The following is an 18,972-nucleotide window of genomic DNA, read 5'->3' on the forward strand; positions in this document are numbered from 1 at the left end:
ACAACAACAGGAGCTGCCATGGCCGCCGAACCGCTGATCCTCGCCCTCGACGAGGGCACCACCAATGCCAAGGCGATCCTGGTGGATCGCGCCGGGCGAGTCGTGGCCCGGGGTTCCCGGCCGCTCACGGTCGAGCATCCCCAGGCGGGCTATGCCGAGCAGGATCCCCTGGCCATCTGGCAGGCCCTGCAGGGCGCCATCGGCGACTGCTTGGCGCAGACGGACGCGCCCCTGGCGGCCATCGCCATCAGCAACCAGCGCGAATCCGCCCTGGCCTGGGAGCGCCGCAGCGGTCAGTTGCTCGGTCCGCTGGTGAGCTGGCAGTGCAAGAGATCCCAGCCGCAGTGCGAGGCCCTGCACGCCGCCGGTCACGGCGAGACGATCCTGCAGCGCAGCGGCCTGGCGCTGGATCCGATGTTTTCCGCCGGCAAATGGCGCTGGCTGCTCGAGCAGATCCCCGACGGCACGGCCCGCGCCGCCGCCGGCGACATCTGCCTGGGCACCGTGGACAGCTGGCTGCTCTGGCAACTCAGTGGTGGCACGAGCTTTCTCATCGACGCGGCCAACGCGGCCCGTACCCAGTTGCTCGACCTGCGCGGCGGCGACTGGGACCCACAGCTGCTGAGCCTCTTCGGCATTCCCCGGGCGGCGTTGCCGGAGATCCGACCCAGTGCCGGCTACTTTGGCGAGACCCGTGCCCAGGGTCCGTTACCGGCCGGTCTGCCGATCCTGGCCATGATCGGCGATTCCCATGCGGCGCTGTTCGGCCAGGGCGGTTTCGTGCCGGGCAAGGTCAAGGCCACCCTGGGCACGGGTTCTTCGCTGATGACACCCATCGCTGAGCCGGTGGTGTCCGCCCATGGCCTGGCTACCACCCTGGCCTGGCGCCTGTGCGAGACCCCGACCTTTGCCCTGGAAGGCAACATCGTCCACACCGGCGCCGCCGTGGGCTGGACCGCGCGCCTGCTGGGCGGGGCCGGAGAGCTGGAGACCCTGGCCGCGGAAGCCGCGGCGCTGCCGGACAACGGTGGCGTCTATTTCGTCCCGGCGCTGGGAGGCCTGGGCGCGCCGCACTGGCGGGCCGAAGCCCGTGGGCTGTTTTGCGGGCTGGCCGAGAACTGCGGGCGGGCGCACCTGATGCGCGCGGCGCTGGAAGCCATCGCCTACCAGATCCGCGACGTTTTCGACGCCATGCAGCAGGACAGTCCGACGCCCCTGGACGAACTCTGGGTGGATGGCGGCGCCACGCGCAACGAATGGCTGCTGCAATTCCAGGCCGATCTCCTGCAGCGGCCGGTGATCTGCAGCCTGTCGCCGGAGGTCTCGGCGCTGGGCGCCGCCCATCTGGCCGGCCATGCCCTCGGTTGGTGGCAGGACGCCGCGGCCCTGGCCGATCTCGAACGACCCCGTCGCCGTTACGAACCCCGCGCCAATGCCGTACCCGAACTCTATGCCGGCTGGCGTCAGGCGCTGGCGCGAACGCTGCGGTAGGATTCCGGTGTTCCACTGATCGCGGCCATGGGCCGCTCCTACAGGATGTCCGGCTCCTGTAGGAGCGGCCCATGGCCGCGATTTGGCGGGATCAGCCCCGTAGCCTTTTCCAGTGGGGCATCGTGACGAGGGGCGCCCTCACCCCAACCCAAGGGGAGAGGGGGCTAGACCGTAGGTTGGGTTGAGACGGCTCCATCGTCGAAGCCCAGCAATGCGGATTCGAGCTGCGCACCGTTGGGCTTCGCTGCGCTCAACCCAACCTACGGCGGCCCGTACCGCCTGGCTCAGGTCGGCAGGGTCATGAAGATCTGGGTGCCCTGACCGGGGCGGGAGACCACGCCGATGCGACCGCCGTGCTGGCGGATGATTTCCTTGCACAGGGCCAGGCCCAGGCCGGCGCCGCCCTTCTGGCTACCGATCTGCACGAAGGGCTCGAACACCCGGCCCTGCTGTGCATAGGCGATGCCTTCGCCATTGTCCTGCACCGCCATCAGCAGCTGATCGTTCTGGCGCAAGGCCTGGATGACGATACGGCCGCCGGCCGGGGTATGGCGCAGGGCATTGCTCAGCAGGTTGTCGAACACCCGGCCCAGTTGCTTGGGATCCAGGCTGACCCGCGGCAGCGGCGTGTGCAGCAATTCGACGGCCAGCTCGACATCGCGCTCGCGGGCCTCGTCGGCATGACGACCACGGGCTGCCTCCAGCAATTCGCCGATTTCGCTCGGCAGCTTTTCCGGGCGCTGCAGGCCGCTCTGGTGGCGGGAATAGTCCAGCAGGTCGTTGATCAGCTGCACCAGGCGATGGGTTTCCTCGTCCACCGTCTGCAGCAGAAAGGCCTCGCGGGAATCCGGCGCCACCTTGAGGCGTTCCCGTAGCAGACCAAAGGCCATGTGCATGCCGGTGACCGGAGTGCGCAGTTCGTGGGAGGCGCGCAGGACGAATTCGTTACGCACCCGATCGAAGGCGCGCTGCTCGGTGACATCGCGCAGCACCATGAGCGCCCCGACGCTGCGGCCGTCGGCGTGGTTGACCGGGGTCAGACTCCAGGCCAGCAGCCGCACCTCGTCGTCGACGCGGATCTCCAGGTCCTCGGGCGCCGCATCCAGGGCGCCACCGGCCAGCACCCGTTGCACGCTCGCCTCGATTTCCGGGCGTTCCAGGGCGGCGATCAGGGATTCGCCCAGGTGGTTCTCGTTCCAGCCCAACTGGCGGCAGGCCACCGGGTTGGCGTGCTCGATGTTGCCCTGGGGATCGAGGATCACCAGGCCGTAGTCGATGCTGTCGAGCACCGCCTGCAAGCGCCGTTGCCCCGCCACTAGAGCCTCGACATTGGTCTGGCTGAGACGGTGCAGGGCCTGGGCCATGTTGCCGAAGCGACGACTGAGCAGGGTGAATTCGGCGATCTGGGAGGTGGGCAGCTGGACGTCGAAATTGCCCTGGCTGATGCGCTCGGCGGCCTTGGCCAGGCCGTCGATGGGACCGGTGAAGCGCCGCGCGATGCCGTTGGCGGTTACCACCCCGGTGACCAGGATGGCCACGCCGATCAGCGCCAGCAGCATGGCGATGATCACCGCCCGGTCATGGGCCTCGTCCTGCATGCGCTCCAGGGTCACCACATAGCTTTTCTGCAGGTCGTAGATGCGATTGCGCAAGGCGTCGAGGGTTTGCTGGAAACCCGGGTCGGCGCGCAACTGGTTGTAACCGCCCGGCGGCGACCGCAGGTAATCGGCGAAGCGCTCATAGCGTTGCTTGACGTCTTCCAGCACGGCCAGCTGTTCGGGCTTGTGCATCTCGCCCTGGACCAGTTGCAGATTCTGCTCGAAGCGTTGCTGGGCGGCGACCAGGGATTGTCGATCCGGAGCGCCATCGAGCATCTGGAACAGGCTGTTGCTCAGCTCCTGGCGCATGTTCAACGTCAGGTTGATGAAATCCAGGTTGCTGCGGGTCTGGACGCTCTGCTCGCGGGCCAGATGCAGCACGCTGACCAGGCCCACCAGCAGCCCGATGAGGGCTACGGCGATCAGCGCGGAGATGCTAAGAAAGAGGCGGGTGTGCAGCTTGATCGGCAGTTTCATAGCCCGTACTGCTTACGTTTTCGATAGAGCGTGGAGGCGTCGATGCCCAGGGTCTTGGCGGCCTGGTCGAGGGTCTCGCTGGTGGCCATCACCGCGGCGATGTGGGCGCGCTCCAGGGCCTCCAGACTCAGCGCCTCGCCGACCCGCGGCGCGCTGGCGGCGCTGCTGGTGGCCGGGCTGTCACCCAGGCCCAGGTGATTGACGTCCACCAAATCCTGGCCACAGATGATGCTGGCCCGTTCGATGACGTTGCGCAACTCGCGGACGTTGCCCGGCCAGCCATAGTTGCGCAGGGCCTCCAGGGCCGCCTCGCTGAAGCCATGGGCGGGACGGTTGTAGTCCTTGACGAAGCGGGCGAGGAAACGCTCGGCGAGATCGACGATGTCTTCCTTGCGTTCGCGCAGCGGCGGCAGGGTGAGCACGATGACGTTGAGGCGATAGAGCAGGTCTTCGCGGAATTCGTTTTCCGCCACCATCTGTTCCAGGTTGCGGTTGGTGGCGGCGAGGATGCGCACGTCGGCACGGCGCGTCACCGGATCGCCGACGCGCTCGTATTCCTTGTCCTGGATGAAACGCAGCAGCTTGGGCTGCAGGGCCAGGGGGAAGTCACCGATCTCATCGAGAAAGAGGGTGCCGCCATCGGCCTGGCTGACCCGGCCGAGGGTGCTCTCGCTGGCCCCGGTGAAGGCGCCACGGGTATGGCCGAACATCTCGCTTTCCATCAGGTCCGCGGACAGCGACGGGCAGTTGATGGTGACGAAGGTCTTCTTGGCGCGCCGACTCCAGGCGTGGATGGCCCTGGCCAGTTCGCCCTTGCCGGAGCCGGATTCACCGAGGATCAGCACGTTGGCGTCGGTGGTGGCGACCTGCCGGGCGGTTTCCAAGATGCTCATCATTGTTGGGCTGCGCGAGTCCAGACCGGCGCTGGACTTGCGCACCTCGCCTTCGAGGGCTTCTAGGCGCGCCGAGAGCTGGCGGAATTCCAGCTGCTTGGCCGCGGCCATGCGCAACTGATCGGGGCTGCAGGGTTTCACCAGGTAGTCGGCAGCGCCGGCCTGCATGGCGTCCACCGCGGTATCGATGGCCGAATGGGCGGTGACGATCACTACCCGCATCCAGGGCGCCTGGATACGCATCTGCTGCAGCACGTCCAGACCGTTGTCCGCACCCAGGCGCAGATCGAGAAAGCAGAGATCGTAGACCTGCCGCAAGAGCAGGACTTCGGCCTGAGCCGCGCTGTTGGCCGTGGCCACACTGTAGCCGGCGTCTTCCAGACAGAAACGAAAGGTCCGCAGGATGGCGGCTTCGTCGTCCACGAGGAGGATGCGACCGCTGGTTTGTTCCATGACGGGAAAACTCCGGGCCCAAGGGGCCGAAACGCACTAAAGGGCAGGGCTGGCAATTAGTCCATGATACATCGTGCAAGTTGCAATCCGCTGGGCCACTAGGCGATTCATCGTAGCCACCAGTGATGTCGTGCAGAACGCAACCCGGTGGGCTGAACAGGGGAAAAATCCGCTTTTTTGGCCGGGTGACAGGAAGCTCATGGCCACTTTCGCCGCTGCGCTTGGTAAACGAACAACCGGGCGCCCTCCAATACCCCTCTGGCCATCATGCAAAACGCAATGCTCCAGACGTTGCACCTTGCAAGGTGCATGTGTGGCTACACCCGGTGAAAAACATAAGCCATTGTTTTATAAGATAAAAAAGCTTTTCAAAAAGCTGGCACGCAGTCTGCAATCTCCTTGGCAAGCCGGCCTTAGGGCCAACGGACTGCAGGAGAGACCCGATGATCAGCCAGACCCTTCGCAAGCACTTGGTAGGTACTGCGCTCTTCGCTTGCTTCGCCAGCGCCGCCGTCGCTGCCCCCCAGGGCCAGGACGTCAGTCGCGAACAGGCACTCATCGCCTCTACCCGCATCGCTGCCCAGGCCATGGTGCCTGCAGCCAAGCCGCTGGCAAGTCAAGGTCGTGGGGAACTCAAAGCCATCCCGGCACAGTCCAACGGTGACCGTCTGGTGAAGCAGACCCGCTGGGTATTCTGAGGTCATGACCATGATGTGGATGCTGCTGGTGATTGGGTTGTTCGCTGCAGTGACGGTCATGAGCATCGGTATGTTGCTCAGTGCTTTGATGATGGGTCGTGCGCTCAATCAGACGCACAACCTCAATGGTCTGGATCTCGATCTGACCGCTGTGGAACCACGGATGGCGAGTCTGGATACCCAGGATTTCGCTAATAAAACCAATGCTCGCTGGACAGGTGCTGTCGTCCGCTGAGTGCACTTGTAATACATAGGAGAAACACCATGCTGAGCTGGGCTATCACTTTCCTGATCATCGCGATCATCGCAGGCGTCCTGGGTTTCGGTGGCATCGCCGGTACCGCCACCAGTATCGCCAAGATCCTGTTCGTGCTGTTCCTGGTGTTGTTCGTGGTGTCGTTCTTCATGGGTCGCCGTCGTCCCTGACGCCAGCCCCATGAGCAAGACAGGCTGCCGGTCGTGACGACCGGCGGCTGAGGCTCTGTCATCGGATTGCAGCTTTAAGCCGATTCAATGAGCAACCTCGAAGTCGTCTCCTCACCCGAGACGCAAGGGCCACATGGTCGGGACGCTCTGCAGTTAGGGAGGGTTCCAAGAGTACAGGGAGTACTTTCGCACTCGTAGCGGACTGGGCTGGTTACGACCACACCCCTGAATTCGACCGGTTTCGTCGTCAACGAAACCCGCCGACGTCAGGGGTGTTGTCGTTTCAGAGCAAGGAAAAACGACTGGGCGGAACGGACTCAGCCCTGCCAGAAGGCATCCCACCAGGTGCGCTCACCGCGAGCGTCTTCCAGTACGACGGTACAGGTGGTACCGGCTGCGAGCAGCAGCCCCTCCGGTAGCGGATCCAGAGCGATGCGCACTGGTACCCGCTGGGCCAGGCGTACCCAGTTGAAGGTGGGATTCACGTCGGCGGTGAGTTCACGGCTCTGGGGATTGTCGCGGTCGTAGATACCGCGGGCGATGCTTTCCACATGGCCCTGGAGTGTTTGGCCGCTCATCAGGCGCATCTCGGCGGAAGCACCCACCCGTACATGGGGCAGTTTGGTCTCTTCGAAGTAGCCGTAGACCCAGAACGAGTGGGCATCGATGACGGCCAGCTTGGGCGCGCCCGCGGCGGCGTAATCGCCCTTGAACACCGAGAGGTTGGTGACGTAGCCGTCGACCGGCGCCAGCACCCGGGTGCGCTTGAGATTGAGGCGCGCCGATTCCAGCTGGGCCTGGGCCTGGCGCAGATCGGCCTCAGCGGCCAGGGCGGCGCTGCTGGCGTCTTCGCGGTTCTCGCGGGAAACCACCAGGCTGTCGATGTCGGCACGGCGGCGGGCGTTCTGCTGGCGCATGGCGAGGGTGGCCTTGCGCGCGGCGACTGTGGCCTCGGCCTGATGCACGGCGATCTCGTAGTGCTCCGGATCGATCTGCAGCAGCAGGTCGCCCTTGTTGACCCACTGGTTGTCGCGCACGGCGATCTCGGTTACCAGGCCCGCCACGTCGGGCGCGATGGTGATGACCTCGGCGCGCACCCGGCCGTCGCGGGTCCAGGGGTCGTTCATGTAGTGCACCCAGAGCAGCCGCCCGAGGATCAGCGCCAGGCAGACCACCAGCAGGGTAAAGAGCACGCCGAAGAGTTTCTTGAGGATCATGGCAGGAGTCCTAGTGTGGTGGTTCAGGAGTTCGCACAAGAATTGGCGAGTGATTTTTAGGTCTGGGCTAGGCGCCGCGACGAGTCATAGCAGGGCTATGGCGAGGAGTGGCAACGACGTCCAGGCCGAAAAAGCGCCGCCAAAATTGTGTAGATAACTTCTGGAACACCACACTAGCGATAAACGCACAGCGCCAGGGCGCAGTAGAGGCAGATGAACAGGGCCAGGCGCAGCAGCGCCGGATGCCAGACGACGTGATAGAGGCCGACCGCGGCCAGCACCCGGTCAAGCGCCCAGGCGAGCAGGGCGGCGACCAGGAACAGCACCGTCACGGTGGGCAGGTAGAGGCCATGGAAGGCGATTTCACGGGGCATGGGAGATCTCGTGATAGCGGGCCAACGGCCCCTGGGGATCGAGCAGGGCGCTGCGGATGAAGTGCAGATCGCTCTGCACCTGGCGCAGGGGCGACTCGTCATAGGGCAGTTCCGGCGGTTCGGCCACGGCTGCCACGGTGGCCAGGGCAGCGTCCACGGCAGCCAGGGCCCGGCGCAGATTTTCCGCCCCAGGCTTGAGGAAGAGGCGCACCAGGGCGCGCCCGAGCACCCGAATGGCCTGGCGCCAGGCGCTGCTCTCGGCATAGCGCGGGGCCGCGGGCAGGTGGGCCTGCAACTGGCGCAGCTCGATCACCGCGTGACCGATCTCCAGAACCGCGAAGGCCCAGCCGATCAGGCGTCGCTGCGCCTCGCCCCGCCCGGCGCTGACGCCATAGGCCTGGTTGAGCAGATCGCGGGTCTGGCCCTCGAAGGCCGGCGCCAGGTGTGGCAGGGGGGCGCTGACCGCCCGCACCAGCTGCTGGCACAGGTCACGCTCCAGGCGGCGCCACAGCCAGGGGCTGTTGGGTGGCAGCAGCACCGCCGAGACCGCCGCGGTGATCACCATCGACAAGACCACGGCGATGCCGTTGTTGATGAAGGCGTAGGCGTCGTAGATCGGCGGATTGTCGGGGATCGAGGTGAAGCAGAAGAACACCAGGCAGCCCAGGCCATAGCCCATCCAGCCCGGCCGCAGGGAAATCCAGGTGCCCAGCATGAACACCGGTGCCAGGGTCAGCAGCAGCAGCGGCAGGCCGGTGATCCAGGGAAAGACGAAGAAGGTCAGGAAGAAGCCCAGCACCACGCCGCCACTGGCGCCAACGGCCATCTGCAGGGCGGTGCGCTTGGGATCGGGCGAGGCCGAGGCCAGCGCCGAGACCGCCGCGGCGTTGAGCGCCAGCATGCCGCCACTGGGATAGGCGCTGGCGATCCAGAACGCGCCCAGCACCAGCACCAGAAAGGCGCTGCGGATGCCGGTGACCGCGGCGCCTAGGGCATTGGCCTTGGCCACGAAGCGCGGCTTCCACTGCTCGCGGCTGTGCCGCGGCGCCGCCAGGGAGGCGTGGGTCTGCAGATAGCCGTGCCATTCGCCGGTGAAGCGAAAGAGCAGCTCCACGGCGGTCTCGAAGTCGCGCCGGTCGGGTTCGCTCAGGGGCGGCAGCTCGGCACGCAGGGCGCGAATACGCGGGCGCAGACCCTGGTGCAGCTGTTCCAGACGCGCCGCCGCTGCCAGGGCAGCACGGTCGGTGAGCGCCTGACCGCGCCATTCCTCGAACAGCTCCAGCAGGGGAGCCCAGAGGCGTTCGAGGGCTGTCAGGGGCACCTGGGCGTCGCGCTCGCGCAGGCGCATCAACAGCCGGCTGAGGGCATGCAGGCGGGTGGTCAGACCCATGAATTCGGCATTCAAACGGGCCAGGCGCCCGCTGCGCATGCGCATGTGCGGGTCTTCGAAGGCCGAGGCGCTGCGCAGGCTTTCCAGTCCTACCGCCTCGGCGGCCAGGCGTACTCCGGCGGCCTCCAGGGAGGCACGGTCGAGACGACCGCGCAGGACGTCGGCGGCCAGTCCGGCGAAGCCGCCCATGCGCCGATAGAGGGTCGCGCGCATGGCCGTGGCGCTGGTCTGCGGAAAGACCGCCGCGCTCACCGCGCCGCTGCAGAGCACGCCCAGGGTGATGGCCAGCACCCGCATCACCGCCGACATGAAGGCGGTGTCGGCATTGAGCGCGGCAGGGATGCCGATCAGCGCGGCGGTGTAGCCGGCCAGCATGCAGGCATAGCTGCGAAAGTCCCGGTAGCGCGCCGAGCCGGCCACGCAGAGGCCGATCCACAGCGCCAGAAAGATCAGGAAGGGCACCCGTTCCTGGGCGAACAGGGCGATCAGTACCAGCATCACAGCCAGTCCCAGCAGGGTGCCCATCACCCGATAGAAGCTCTTGGCCAGCACCTGGCCGCTCTGCGGCTGCATGACGATGAACACGGTGATCACCGCCGAGCTGGGATGCGGCAGTTGCAGGCGCATGGCCAGCCAGAGGGTCAGGCTGGCTGCGAGCAGCATCTTGGCCTGGTACAGCCAGAGGCTGCCATCGCTACGTGCCCAGGCGCCCAGGGCCTGGCGCAGTGGCGAGTGGGTGGCAACGTGGGTACTCACCGTGCGGCCCGCTCAACGGCGACGCGGGCCGGCACCAGGTCGTGGTCGCCTGGGCCGCGTTCAAGGTCCGCGCCGCCGCCGAGGGCGACCAGGGCGCCGGCCTGGGCGGCCAGGCGCAGAGCGTGCACCTGGGCGGTGATGCGCTGCTGGGCGAACAGCCGGGTCTGGGCGTCGAGCACGTGCAGGTAGTCGGTCAGGCCGCGACGGAAAGCCTCGCGGGCGATGTCGTAGGTGCGCTGGGCTTCCTGGCTGGCCTGGTCGGCAAGGGTGGCCTGCCTGGCCGCCGAGTCGGCTTTGATCAGGGCATCGGAGATGTCCTTGAGGGCGTCCACCAGGGTCTGGTTGTAGGCGCCGACGGCCAGGTCGTAGGCTGCCGATTCCGCGCCGAGGCGTCCGCGCAGGGCGCCACCGTCATAGATCGGCAACGAAAAGGCGGGGCCGATGAAGGAGCCGGTCTTGGCGTGGGTCAGCATCTCGCTGAGACGGCCCAGGGTGAGGAACTGGCCGACGTTGGCCACCAAATCGATATTGGGATAGAAGCTGGCGCGGGCCACGTCCACGCCCTTGGCCGCCGCGGCGATCTGCCAGCGGCGCGCCACCACGTCGGGACGCTTGCCGACCAGTTCCAGTGGCAGTGCACTGGGCAGGCGCGGTGCGGCGCCCAGGGTCAGTCGCGGTCGCTGCAGGCGGGCGCCGGCACCCGGGCCCTTGCCCGCCAGGGCGGCGAGCTGGTTGCGATCCAGCGCCAGGGTCTCGTCCAGGGCTTCCAGCTGACGCTCGGTCTCGGGCAGCAGGGCACGCGCCTGGCTGACCTCGAACTGGGTGCCGAGGCCACCGTCCAGCTGGCGCTGGGCCAGGTCGGCCAGTTGCCGCTGCTGTTCCAGGGTGGCGGCGAGGATGTCGCGCTGGTCATGGTGCAGGGCGAAGCCGATATAGCTGCGGACGATGTTGCCGGTCAGCTCCAGCTCGGCGGCGCGTACCTCGGCGGCGGCCTGGTGGGCCTGGTCCAGGGCCTGGGCGCTGGCATCACGCTCGCGACCCCAGAAGTCTAGGGCGTAGCTCAGACCCAGCTCGGCGTTGTTGTTCCAGGTGGTGCGGTCGGCCAGCTCGCCGGGGCCATAGAAGCCGTCGGTGGGCCAGCTGTAACGCTTGAAGGCGCCCTTGGCCTCCACCTGCAGGGCCTCGCGGGATTCGGTCAGGCCGGCCAGGGATTCGGCGCGGCGCACCCGGGCGGCGGCCGTGGCCAGGCGCGGGTTATCGGCCAGGGCGCCGCTGATCCAGGCGTCCAGCTGGGGATCGCCATAGGCGCGCCACCACTGGCGCTCGGGCCAGGCGGCCTGCCCGGCGGCGGCACGGATGGCAGCGTCGGTGGCCAGCGCCTGATCGTCGAGGCGCTGCGCCTGGGGCGCGTTGTGACCGGTACCGATGCAGCCGGCCAGCAGGGTCGCCAGGGCGACCACCGTGAGCGCAGGCCAGGCTCTGCTAGAGAAAGGCGACACTTGGAGGTCCGTTTGCAACAGGGCCATACTCCGGATTCGCGTCAGAGAAGCGCGGCGGGTCGGCGGGATGAGCTGGAACTGAAGAGGACGCCAGCGGACGAGGAGGCCGCTGGGGTTACCATTAGGCTGCTAACGATTCTATAAAATTCCAGGAGGGTCGATTAGCGCGCCAACCGGCGAATCTTTGTTTCACATACTGAAATAATGTGGAAAATGGCGCTTTCGTCAGACTGTCGAGGCGGCATGGACACCCTGCACAACATGCGCGTTTTCGTCGCCGTGGTGGAAAGCGGCAGCTTTACCGGCGCGGCCCAGACGTTGCAGACCACCACCGCCCATGTCTCCCGGGCGGTGGCCCATCTGGAAACCCATCTGCGTACCCGGCTGTTGCACCGCACCACGAGACGCATCGCCCTGACCGAGGCCGGCCAGCGCTACCTGGCGCGTTGCGAGCAGATCCTCGCCTATGTCGAGGAAGCCGAAGCCGAGGCCGGGCATGCCCAGGCCCGGCCCGAGGGACGGCTGCGGGTGCACAGCATGACCGGCATCGGCCAGCACTATGTGATCCGCGCCATCGCCGGCTATCGCGCCCTGCATCCCGAGGTGCGCTTCGACCTGACCATGGCCAACCGTATCCCCGATCTGCTGGAGGAGGGCTTCGACCTGGCCATCGTGGTGGCGGCCGAGTTGCCCGATTCCGGCTTCGTCTCCCAGCAGATCGGCCACACCTACAGCATCCTCTGCGCCTCGCCCGCCTATCTGCAGGAACACGGCCAGCCGCAGACGCCGGCGGAGCTGGCCAACCACGCCTGCCTGAGATTCATCAGCCCGGTGGTGTCCTTCGACCGCTGGCACTTCGAAGGTCCCAACGGCCCGGAAACCTATCGCATCGGCGAGACCCCCTTCCAGGTCAATGTCGGCGACGCCATGACCGAGGCCCTGCGCCAGGGCCTGGGCATTGGTGTGCTGCCGCTCTATTCGGCAGTGGACGGCCTGCGCGACGGCAGCCTGGTGCGGGTGCTGCCGGCCTATCGCCTGCAGCGGCTCAACGCCTATGCCCTCTATGCCTCGCGGCAGTACCTGGATGCCAAGATCCGTACCTGGGTGGCCTATCTGCGCGAACAGATCCCCGGCGCGCTGGAGGCGGACGAGGCCTTCGTGCGCGCTGTCAGCGAAGTCGTCGGACAATCGCATTGAGCTCGACGGGGCGCTTGGACTAAGCTCGGGAGAGACCCGGCTGCGTGCCGGGTCATAGTTAGTAAGCTATTGAAATATCGCCCGGTATTGCGGTCCTGAGGGCGACAGGACGGCTGCTCGACGGCACGCTCCACTCGCGTCGAGGTCCATGTCCCGAAGTCGGTGGCCATGCCGACGGACCGCCGTGCAGGACGGCCGGATCACGCAGGCGGTCAGGGACCGCCGTCAGTACCACGGGAGTCCAATGAGCGCCCAAGCAGGACCCACTCTGAGATTCGCCGACCAGCCGCTCAAGGGCATCGCCCTGATCTGTCTCGCGGTCTGGCTGTTCGCCTCCCACGATGCCCTCTCCAAGTACCTGTCCGGCTTCTATCCGGTGGTCATGGTGGTCTGGGCCCGCTACCTCTCCCACACCCTGCTGATGATGGGCATCTTCATCCCGCGCTCGGGGCTGGCGGTGATCCGCACCAAGCGGCCGGGATTGCAGGTGCTCAGGGCGCTGTGCCTGATCGGCTGCAGCCTGTTCTTCACCACCGGGCTGCGCTACCTGCCCATGGCCGAGGCCACCGCAGTCAACTTTCTCGCCCCACTGATGGTGACGGCGCTGTCGGTGCCGCTGCTCAAGGAGACCGTGACCCGCAGCCAGTGGGCGGCGGTGCTGGCCGGCTTCATCGGGGTGCTGATCATCGTCAGGCCGGGCGGCCAGCTGTTCACTCCGGCGGTGCTCTTGCCGGTCTGCTCGGCGGTGTGCTTTGGCCTCTACCAGCTGCTGACGCGCCTGCTCAGCGGCATCGACAGCCCCACCACCAGCAACTTCCTCACCGGCATCATCAACACCCTGGTGCTGAGCAGCGTGGTGCCCTTCTTCTGGGAGATACCCACCCTGGGCCACGGCTTCATGCTGGCCCTGCTCGGCTTCTTCGGCATGTCCGGTCATCTGCTGCTGACCCAGGCCTTCCGCTACGCGCCACCGGCGTTGCTGGCGCCCTTCAGCTATGGCCAGATCGTCACCGCCGGCATCATCGGCTATTTCGTCTTCGGCCATGTACCGGACAGCGGCGCGCTGATCGGCATCCTCATCATCTGTGCCAGCGGCCTGGCGGTGGCCTGGCAGCAGAGCCGCAAGGCGTCCAAGGCCAAGCAGGCCCGGGCGGTGCCGGCAGCGCAGCCCGAGGCGCTGCCGGAGGTGGTGGCCGATGCCGCCGCGGGCACCCCGGCTCAGCGCAGCCCGTAGTCGGCGATGATCCCGACGAGGATCGCCAGACCCGCCCAGTGGTTGTGCAGGAAGGCCTTGAAGCACACCAGGGGATCACGATTGCGGGTGACGTGGAATTCCCAGGCGAAGCAGCCGGCCGCCACCACCAGGCCCAGGTAGAAGGGCAGGCCCAGGCCGAAGCGACCGCCGGCCAGCGCCAGGCAGAGCAGGGTGAGGCCCTGGAGGGTGGCGATGATCACCCGGTCGGCATCGCCGAACAGGATGGCGGTGGACTTCACCCCGATCTTGAGATCGTCCTCGCGGTCGGCCATGGCGTAGTAGGTGTCGTAGCCCACCGTCCAGATCACGTTGGCGACGAACAGCAGCCAGGCCGCCGCCGGCAGCTCGCCGGTCTCGGCGGTGAAGGCCATGGGCATGCCCCAGGAGAAGGCCGCGCCCAGCACCGCCTGGGGGTAGTAGGTGTATCTCTTCATGAAGGGATAGAGCGCCGCCACGCCGAGCGCGCCAAAGGACAGCCAGACGGTGGTGGCGTTGGTGCAGAGCACCAGGCCGAAGCTGAGCAGCACCAGCACGGCGAAGAACAGCAGGGCCTCCTTGGGCGAGATGCGTCCGGTGGCCAGGGGGCGATTCTTGGTGCGGGCGACGTGGCCGTCGAAGTTGCGGTCGGCGAAGTCGTTGATCACGCAGCCGGCCGAGCGCATCAGCACCACGCCGAGCACGAAGATCAGCAGATTCTTCAGGCTCGGCACGCCCTCGGCGGCGATCCACAGCGCCCAGAGCGTGGGCCAGAGCAGTAGATAGATGCCGATGGGCCGGTCCAGTCGGGTCAGCTGGACGAAGTCCCAGATGCGCTCGCGACGCGGGCGCGTGGCGATGACCCGGGCACTGGGCTCGGGGCCGCGGGGGGCGGCAGGACGGCGATCACGGGGGCGGGAGGCGTGCTTTTTCATCGGACGACTGCGTGGCGAAGGGCCCGACGATTATAGGGGCCCCGTGGCGCCAACGCTGCCACGCTGATGATTCGGCTAGCCTTCGCGCCTGGCGTGGGGCCAGAAGGCCGGCAGGAAGACCTCGCCCACCAGGATCGCCAGGGGGCCGCGCCTGAACACCGAGCGCCGGGCCCAGCAGGGCGTTGCTGCCGCCCCTGCGGGCAGCCAGGTCAGCGGATAGCGACAGGCCTCCAGCGGCCCGCGAACGAAGGCCGGCGCCTGGAACAGCCAGTGGCCGAGGGGCCGCTCGCCCAGCGCCGCCAGATCGAAATCCGCCGCTTCCAGGGCCGTGCGCGCCGCCACGCTGCGGGCGAAGACCCAGGCCTCGCCGCCACCACGCAGCCAGACCTCGCGCACCCAGCCGGGGCTGGCCGCCGGGACCTCAAGCGCCTGGCACTCGTCCAGGCGCAGGGGCTGCCAGCCCTGGGCGATCACCTCGACGGCGAAGCGCCCGCCACTGAGGGCGGTCAGCCGTTCGGTGAGGGAACCACGGTCTGCATAGAGCCAGCCGAGCGGTGCCTCCCGGTAATCCGGCGCCTGGCTGGCCGCCACGTGGGTCAGCCAGCGCGGGGCGCCGTCACAGGCCCCAGACATTGCCCAGGGTGCTCAGCAGGGAGGGCTGGGTGCCTTGCTTGCCGAGATAGCCGAGGATCACCTGGGCGAACTGGCTGGTCATGCCACTGTTCATGCCCAGGGCGTTGAAGGTCTTGTCGACGTCCTGGCGGCTGTCGACATTGCCCAGCAGGCTGCCCAGCGGACTCTGCTTGGCGTCCTGGCCACCCCCGCCGAGCAGACTGCCCAGCCCACCCAGTTGCGCCAGGCCGCCGGTGGCGTTGGCGCCGGCCAGCTGGTCCAGTCCCGGCACGGCTTTGGCCAGTTGGCGATAGTCGTTGCCCACCAGCTGATTCTTGGCCAGGCCGAGCAGGGCGCCGGTGCCGCCCACCGCCTGCTGCGGGGTGACATTGAGCTGGGTGGTCAGGGCCTGCAGCAGGCCCTGGGCCTGGGGCGTGGCGGCCGCCGCGGCGGTGGCCTTGGCGTTGTTGTTGCCATTGGCGCTGTTGTAGGCGTTGACGGCGTCGTTGAGGTTGAAGGCGAAGACCGGGCTGGCGGCGAGCACCAGCGGCAGGGCGAGAACGGACAGACGCATGGGCGGACTCCAGCAGCTTGCGTGAAAGGTCAGAGAATAACCCGACAGCGATGACCACCGCCTGAACGACGTCCCTGCAGGGAGCGGACGCTACGGTTATCATCGCCGTTTTGCCGGGAGAACACCGATGCTCAACGGGTTGTGGCTGAGCTTCTTCATCGTCGCCGGGATCAGCGCCTTCGGGCAGTGGCTGGTGGCTGGCAACGCCGGGGTCTTCGCCGCCATGGTGGAGAGCCTGTTCGCCATGGCCAAGCTGTCGGTGGAGGTCATGGTGCTGCTGTTCGGCACCCTGACCCTCTGGCTCGGCATCCTGCGCATCGCCGAGAAGGCCGGACTGGTGGACGCCCTGGCGCGGTTGCTCGGCCCGCTGTTCGCCCGGCTGATGCCCGAGGTGCCGCGCGGTCATCCGGCACTGGGGCTGATCACCCTCAACTTCGCCGCCAACGGCCTGGGCCTGGACAACGCCGCCACCCCCATCGGCCTCAAGGCCATGCGCGCGCTGCAGGAGCTCAACCCCAGCAGCACCACCGCGAGCAATGCGCAGATCCTCTTCCTGGTGCTCAACGCCTCCTCGCTGACGCTGCTGCCGGTGACGGTGTTCATGTATCGCGCCCAGCAGGGCGCGCCGGATCCGACCCTGGTGTTCTTGCCGATCCTGCTGGCCCACACCTGCGCCAACCTGGTGGGGCTGTTCTCTGTGGCCTTCATGCAGCGGCTGAAACTCTGGGATCCGGTGGTGCTGGCCTGGATCGGCGGGGGCGCCCTGGCCTTTGGCGTCTTCGTCGCCTTTCTCTTCACCCTGACCGCCACGGCGCTGGCCGGACTGTCATCGCTGCTCGGCAACCTGACCCTGTTCGGCATCATCCTGGCGTTCATGATCCTGGGCGCCCTGCGCAAGGTGCCGGTCTACGAAGCCTTCGTCGAAGGCGCCAAGGAAGGTTTCGACGTCGCCAAGTCGCTCTTGCCCTACCTGGTGGCCATGCTCTGCGCGGTGGGGGTGCTGCGCGCCTCCGGCGCCCTGGAGGCCATTCTCGAAGGCATCCGCCATGCAGTGACCTTTCTCGGCTGGGACACCCGCTTCGTCGAGGCCCTGCCCACCGCGCTGGTCAAACCCTTCTCCGGCAGCGCCGCCCGCGCCCTGCTGATCGAGACCATGCAGACCCATGGCGTGGACAGCTTTCCGGCGCTGGTAGCGGCCACCATCCAGGGCAGTACCGAGACCACCTTCTATGTGCTGGCGGTGTACTTCGGTGCGGTGGGCATCCAGCGCGCCCGCCATGCGGTGGGCTGCGCCCTGCTGGCGGAATTCACCGGGGTCACGGCATCGATCCTGATCTGCTACTGGTTCTTTGGCTGAGCCTTGGGTTCCATGTCGACCATCCAGTCGTTTTGCACCATGCGCCGCTGACGGCGCGAGGTCAGCTGCTGGGTCTGCCAGTCCTCGGCGATCAGCGCACAATAGTTGCCGTCGTGCTGGCCCAGGCGAAAGCGCCGGCGCACCCCGATGGGATCGTGATCCGAGCCATAGAAGGCCACCGCGCGGATCTCCAGGCCCTCGAACACCCAGCCCTCGGGCGGCCGGTGGTTGTCCAGGGTCAGGCCGTTGTGCTCGGCGGCGCGGCGGATCAGGCCCTGGAAGGTGCCGATGTGGGTGAAGTCGCCGGTGTTGAGCGGTCCCTGGTGGGTCGCCTCGCCCAGCACCAGATCGGGATCGAAGTCATCCTGGCCGCTCTCGCGGATATCGGTGACATCGGTGTAGAGCGTCTCGCGGTTGGTCTTGAGGATCACCGTGAGCTGGTTGATGAACACCGGCTCGGCGCTCATGTTCGACAGCAGGCAAAGGGCGCCCACGCCCTTGCCGGCGCCGCGGTTGATGATCAGGCGCGGCTGGCGCTGGCGCTTGTAGTTGTTGAGCAAGAGCTGGGCATAGAGCACCCAGACGCCCAGGGTGCAGCACTGGGCGAAGAGCGTGAGGACTTGAGAGTTGTCTTTCAACCACTGGAACATGGGGGCACTTCACGGCAAGGAATGACCATCGGAAAGACCGTTCGGGTTCCAGGTTCCACCGCTTCGCTGGCCAAAGGATCGCGCTGAGAACATCGCCACAGCTCGGGCGTCCAAGCCTGAGAGGTCATCACGCCAAGGAAAATCGCCATGCTGCGTCTATCGCTACTCTGCTGTACCGCCCTGTTGAGCACGGCTGCGCTGGCCGAACCCCTCTCCTGCGACCAGCTCAAGGCCGAGATCGAGGTCAAGATCCAGTCGGCCGGGGTGACCGCCTATACCCTCGAAGCGGTTCCCAACGCCGAGGTACGCGATCCCAACATGGTGGTGGGCAGCTGCGCCAACGGTACCCACAAGATCCTCTATCAGCGCAACGACTGATCCTCGGCCCGGAGGACGAACCGTTCATCCGCTGGATGCTTGTACAGTTGCGCTTGGCTTAGTACTGTTTGCGCATACAGTATTTAGCCAAGAGGGTAATGCCATGTCGCCGTTCGCCCGGATTCGCCAAGCTCTGTCCCTTGCCCAGCCCGCGCCGCGCTGGATGGAACGCGAGGATTTCCTGCGCATGAGTCGCCAGCTGCGCGAGCAGAAGGGTCGCCCGGTCGCGCGTCGTAGCCAGGATCGCGATCAGGATGACTGGGTCAGCGTACCCGCCTAGCGGGTCCTGGGCTGACCCGCTCGCCCTCCCTGGCGACGGGGGTCAGAAGGGCGAGCAGATGCCCCGCTGGGAGCTCACCAGTTCGCGCTGGCCGTCGTAAAGGGTGATCTCGCCCTGGCCGAAGGTGTGTTCGGCCGCCAGTCGATAGCGCCGGCCGGCCTGGAAATCCCCGTAGTCCAGTTCCAGATAGCATTGGATCTGCAGAGGTTCGTTCCAGCCGAAACGTGGTCCGAAGCCACCGCCGCCATAGAGTTCGTAGCGATAGCTCACCTTGAGGCTGTGGCTGCCGGGGGCGAGCTGGAAATAGCGGCCGTCGTCGAGACGTCTGCCGTCCTGGGACTCGGCCAGCAGCGAGGCGCCTACCGCGGGTTCGCGCAGCTCCAGATCGACCCACGCCTGCTGGGGATCGACCGGGGGCAGCGGCGTGGTGCAGCCGCCGAGCAGCAGCAGCAGAGGAAGCAGCAGGCGCAGACGCATGGATGGCGA

At 66.9% G+C, this 18,972-nt stretch carries 20 protein-coding genes; 9 read left to right on the forward strand and 11 right to left on the reverse strand.

Annotation, left to right across the window (positions count from 1 at the left end; all coding sequences use genetic code 11):
• The first annotated feature begins 18 nt into the window (after window positions 1-18).
• Complete coding sequence (locus tag V6W80_RS00365) at window positions 19-1,491, forward strand: FGGY family carbohydrate kinase (RefSeq protein WP_338545578.1); 1,473 nt, start codon at window positions 19-21, stop codon at window positions 1,489-1,491.
• A gap of 284 nt (window positions 1,492-1,775) precedes the next feature.
• Here the strand turns inward: V6W80_RS00365 and V6W80_RS00370 are convergent, their stop codons facing one another.
• The gene (locus V6W80_RS00370) at window positions 1,776-3,566 is read right to left on the reverse strand and encodes an ATP-binding protein (RefSeq protein WP_257704886.1); all 1,791 of its coding nucleotides are present in this window, start codon (window positions 3,564-3,566) and stop codon (window positions 1,776-1,778) included.
• Complete coding sequence (gene algB, locus V6W80_RS00375; RefSeq protein ID WP_338545579.1) at window positions 3,563-4,912, reverse strand: sigma-54-dependent response regulator transcription factor AlgB; 1,350 nt, start codon at window positions 4,910-4,912, stop codon at window positions 3,563-3,565. The genes V6W80_RS00370 and algB overlap by 4 nt, the downstream gene beginning before the upstream one ends.
• 443 nt (window positions 4,913-5,355) lie before the next feature.
• On the opposite strand from algB, the gene V6W80_RS00380 reads away from it, so the two are divergent.
• Genes V6W80_RS00380 through V6W80_RS00390 form a run of 3 tightly spaced genes read left to right on the forward strand, consistent with a single transcriptional unit; the run spans window position 5,356 to window position 6,036 of the window.
• Window positions 5,356-5,610, forward strand: a complete 255-nt coding sequence (locus V6W80_RS00380) for a hypothetical protein (protein ID WP_007160204.1) — start codon at window positions 5,356-5,358, stop codon at window positions 5,608-5,610.
• A gap of 10 nt (window positions 5,611-5,620) precedes the next feature.
• The gene (locus V6W80_RS00385; protein ID WP_338545580.1) at window positions 5,621-5,845 is read left to right on the forward strand and encodes a hypothetical protein; all 225 of its coding nucleotides are present in this window, start codon (window positions 5,621-5,623) and stop codon (window positions 5,843-5,845) included.
• Between the two features lie 29 nt (window positions 5,846-5,874).
• Entirely contained in the window at window positions 5,875-6,036 is a 162-nt protein-coding gene (locus tag V6W80_RS00390) for a DUF1328 domain-containing protein (RefSeq protein ID WP_007160206.1), read from the forward strand.
• A gap of 317 nt (window positions 6,037-6,353) precedes the next feature.
• Here V6W80_RS00390 and V6W80_RS00395 read toward each other — a convergent pair whose 3' ends face one another.
• From V6W80_RS00395 to V6W80_RS00410, 4 genes are all read right to left on the reverse strand, one after another.
• Window positions 6,354-7,253: an HlyD family secretion protein gene (locus V6W80_RS00395; protein WP_338545581.1), complete on the reverse strand. Its 900-nt coding sequence runs from the start codon at window positions 7,251-7,253 to the stop codon at window positions 6,354-6,356.
• Window positions 7,254-7,426: 173 nt separating this feature from the next.
• Complete coding sequence (locus V6W80_RS00400; protein WP_007160208.1) at window positions 7,427-7,627, reverse strand: DUF1656 domain-containing protein; 201 nt, start codon at window positions 7,625-7,627, stop codon at window positions 7,427-7,429.
• A complete protein-coding gene (locus V6W80_RS00405; RefSeq protein WP_338545582.1) occupies window positions 7,617-9,773 on the reverse strand; it encodes an FUSC family protein in 2,157 nt (718 codons plus the stop codon). The genes V6W80_RS00400 and V6W80_RS00405 overlap by 11 nt, the downstream gene beginning before the upstream one ends.
• Entirely contained in the window at window positions 9,770-11,272 is a 1,503-nt protein-coding gene (locus V6W80_RS00410; protein ID WP_338545584.1) for an efflux transporter outer membrane subunit, read from the reverse strand. The genes V6W80_RS00405 and V6W80_RS00410 overlap by 4 nt, the downstream gene beginning before the upstream one ends.
• A 243-nt stretch (window positions 11,273-11,515) precedes the next feature.
• Here V6W80_RS00410 and V6W80_RS00415 point away from each other — a divergent pair, with 243 nt between their 5' ends.
• Together V6W80_RS00415 and V6W80_RS00420 are read left to right on the forward strand one after the other, a co-directional pair.
• On the forward strand, window positions 11,516-12,469 hold the full coding sequence (locus tag V6W80_RS00415) for a LysR family transcriptional regulator (protein WP_017641550.1): 954 nt from the start codon (window positions 11,516-11,518) through the stop codon (window positions 12,467-12,469).
• A 244-nt stretch (window positions 12,470-12,713) separates the two neighbouring features.
• A complete protein-coding gene (locus tag V6W80_RS00420; protein ID WP_160922172.1) occupies window positions 12,714-13,703 on the forward strand; it encodes a DMT family transporter in 990 nt (329 codons plus the stop codon).
• On the opposite strand, the gene ubiA is transcribed toward V6W80_RS00420, so the two are convergent.
• The 3 genes from ubiA to V6W80_RS00435 form a co-directional block, all read right to left on the reverse strand.
• The gene (gene ubiA, locus V6W80_RS00425; RefSeq protein WP_178121618.1) at window positions 13,688-14,635 is read right to left on the reverse strand and encodes a 4-hydroxybenzoate octaprenyltransferase; all 948 of its coding nucleotides are present in this window, start codon (window positions 14,633-14,635) and stop codon (window positions 13,688-13,690) included. The genes V6W80_RS00420 and ubiA overlap by 16 nt on opposite strands.
• 75 nt (window positions 14,636-14,710) lie before the next feature.
• Window positions 14,711-15,268: a chorismate--pyruvate lyase family protein gene (locus tag V6W80_RS00430; protein ID WP_093253668.1), complete on the reverse strand. Its 558-nt coding sequence runs from the start codon at window positions 15,266-15,268 to the stop codon at window positions 14,711-14,713.
• Window positions 15,252-15,821: a DUF2780 domain-containing protein gene (locus V6W80_RS00435; protein ID WP_017641554.1), complete on the reverse strand. Its 570-nt coding sequence runs from the start codon at window positions 15,819-15,821 to the stop codon at window positions 15,252-15,254. The genes V6W80_RS00430 and V6W80_RS00435 overlap by 17 nt, the downstream gene beginning before the upstream one ends.
• Before the next feature lie 127 nt (window positions 15,822-15,948).
• Here V6W80_RS00435 and V6W80_RS00440 point away from each other — a divergent pair, with 127 nt between their 5' ends.
• Window positions 15,949-17,178: a nucleoside recognition domain-containing protein gene (locus tag V6W80_RS00440; protein WP_017641555.1), complete on the forward strand. Its 1,230-nt coding sequence runs from the start codon at window positions 15,949-15,951 to the stop codon at window positions 17,176-17,178.
• Here the strand turns inward: V6W80_RS00440 and V6W80_RS00445 are convergent.
• On the reverse strand, window positions 17,160-17,828 hold the full coding sequence (locus V6W80_RS00445; protein ID WP_017641556.1) for a hypothetical protein: 669 nt from the start codon (window positions 17,826-17,828) through the stop codon (window positions 17,160-17,162). The genes V6W80_RS00440 and V6W80_RS00445 overlap by 19 nt on opposite strands.
• Before the next feature lie 147 nt (window positions 17,829-17,975).
• Between V6W80_RS00445 and V6W80_RS00450 the strand changes: the two genes are divergently transcribed.
• Both V6W80_RS00450 and V6W80_RS00455 read left to right on the forward strand, forming a co-directional pair.
• Window positions 17,976-18,206, forward strand: coding sequence for a DUF1161 domain-containing protein (locus tag V6W80_RS00450; RefSeq protein WP_017641557.1), 231 nt, complete (start codon window positions 17,976-17,978; stop codon window positions 18,204-18,206).
• A gap of 103 nt (window positions 18,207-18,309) precedes the next feature.
• Window positions 18,310-18,486 carry a hypothetical protein gene (locus V6W80_RS00455; RefSeq protein ID WP_017641558.1) on the forward strand — a complete coding sequence of 59 codons (177 nt, stop codon included), beginning with the start codon at window positions 18,310-18,312 and terminating at the stop codon, window positions 18,484-18,486.
• Window positions 18,487-18,528: 42 nt separating this feature from the next.
• On the opposite strand, the gene V6W80_RS00460 is transcribed toward V6W80_RS00455, so the two are convergent.
• Entirely contained in the window at window positions 18,529-18,963 is a 435-nt protein-coding gene (locus V6W80_RS00460; RefSeq protein WP_338545585.1) for a hypothetical protein, read from the reverse strand.
• Between the last annotated feature and the right edge of the window lie 9 nt (window positions 18,964-18,972).

The sequence above is a fragment of the Pseudomonas benzopyrenica genome (assembly GCF_036884265.1).
GTDB classification, from domain to species: domain Bacteria; phylum Pseudomonadota; class Gammaproteobacteria; order Pseudomonadales; family Pseudomonadaceae; genus Chryseomonas; species Chryseomonas benzopyrenica.

What these genes read in the sequence shown, in the direction of transcription:
- algB (WP_338545579.1), bottom strand. Translation starts at nt 4,912, where the DNA reads ATGGAACAAACCAGCGGTCGCATCCTCCTCGTGGACGACGAAGCCGCC.
- V6W80_RS00365 (WP_338545578.1), top strand. Translation starts at nt 19, where the DNA reads ATGGCCGCCGAACCGCTGATCCTCGCCCTCGACGAGGGCACCACCAAT.
- V6W80_RS00445 (WP_017641556.1), bottom strand. Translation starts at nt 17,828, where the DNA reads ATGTTCCAGTGGTTGAAAGACAACTCTCAAGTCCTCACGCTCTTCGCC.
- V6W80_RS00400 (WP_007160208.1), bottom strand. Translation starts at nt 7,627, where the DNA reads ATGCCCCGTGAAATCGCCTTCCATGGCCTCTACCTGCCCACCGTGACG.
- V6W80_RS00420 (WP_160922172.1), top strand. Translation starts at nt 12,714, where the DNA reads ATGAGCGCCCAAGCAGGACCCACTCTGAGATTCGCCGACCAGCCGCTC.
- V6W80_RS00370 (WP_257704886.1), bottom strand. Translation starts at nt 3,566, where the DNA reads ATGAAACTGCCGATCAAGCTGCACACCCGCCTCTTTCTTAGCATCTCC.
- V6W80_RS00430 (WP_093253668.1), bottom strand. Translation starts at nt 15,268, where the DNA reads ATGTCTGGGGCCTGTGACGGCGCCCCGCGCTGGCTGACCCACGTGGCG.
- V6W80_RS00435 (WP_017641554.1), bottom strand. Translation starts at nt 15,821, where the DNA reads ATGCGTCTGTCCGTTCTCGCCCTGCCGCTGGTGCTCGCCGCCAGCCCG.
- V6W80_RS00440 (WP_017641555.1), top strand. Translation starts at nt 15,949, where the DNA reads ATGCTCAACGGGTTGTGGCTGAGCTTCTTCATCGTCGCCGGGATCAGC.
- ubiA (WP_178121618.1), bottom strand. Translation starts at nt 14,635, where the DNA reads ATGAAAAAGCACGCCTCCCGCCCCCGTGATCGCCGTCCTGCCGCCCCC.
- V6W80_RS00390 (WP_007160206.1), top strand. Translation starts at nt 5,875, where the DNA reads ATGCTGAGCTGGGCTATCACTTTCCTGATCATCGCGATCATCGCAGGC.
- V6W80_RS00385 (WP_338545580.1), top strand. Translation starts at nt 5,621, where the DNA reads ATGATGTGGATGCTGCTGGTGATTGGGTTGTTCGCTGCAGTGACGGTC.
- V6W80_RS00380 (WP_007160204.1), top strand. Translation starts at nt 5,356, where the DNA reads ATGATCAGCCAGACCCTTCGCAAGCACTTGGTAGGTACTGCGCTCTTC.
- V6W80_RS00415 (WP_017641550.1), top strand. Translation starts at nt 11,516, where the DNA reads ATGGACACCCTGCACAACATGCGCGTTTTCGTCGCCGTGGTGGAAAGC.
- V6W80_RS00460 (WP_338545585.1), bottom strand. Translation starts at nt 18,963, where the DNA reads ATGCGTCTGCGCCTGCTGCTTCCTCTGCTGCTGCTGCTCGGCGGCTGC.
- V6W80_RS00395 (WP_338545581.1), bottom strand. Translation starts at nt 7,253, where the DNA reads ATGATCCTCAAGAAACTCTTCGGCGTGCTCTTTACCCTGCTGGTGGTC.
- V6W80_RS00450 (WP_017641557.1), top strand. Translation starts at nt 17,976, where the DNA reads ATGCTGCGTCTATCGCTACTCTGCTGTACCGCCCTGTTGAGCACGGCT.
- V6W80_RS00455 (WP_017641558.1), top strand. Translation starts at nt 18,310, where the DNA reads ATGTCGCCGTTCGCCCGGATTCGCCAAGCTCTGTCCCTTGCCCAGCCC.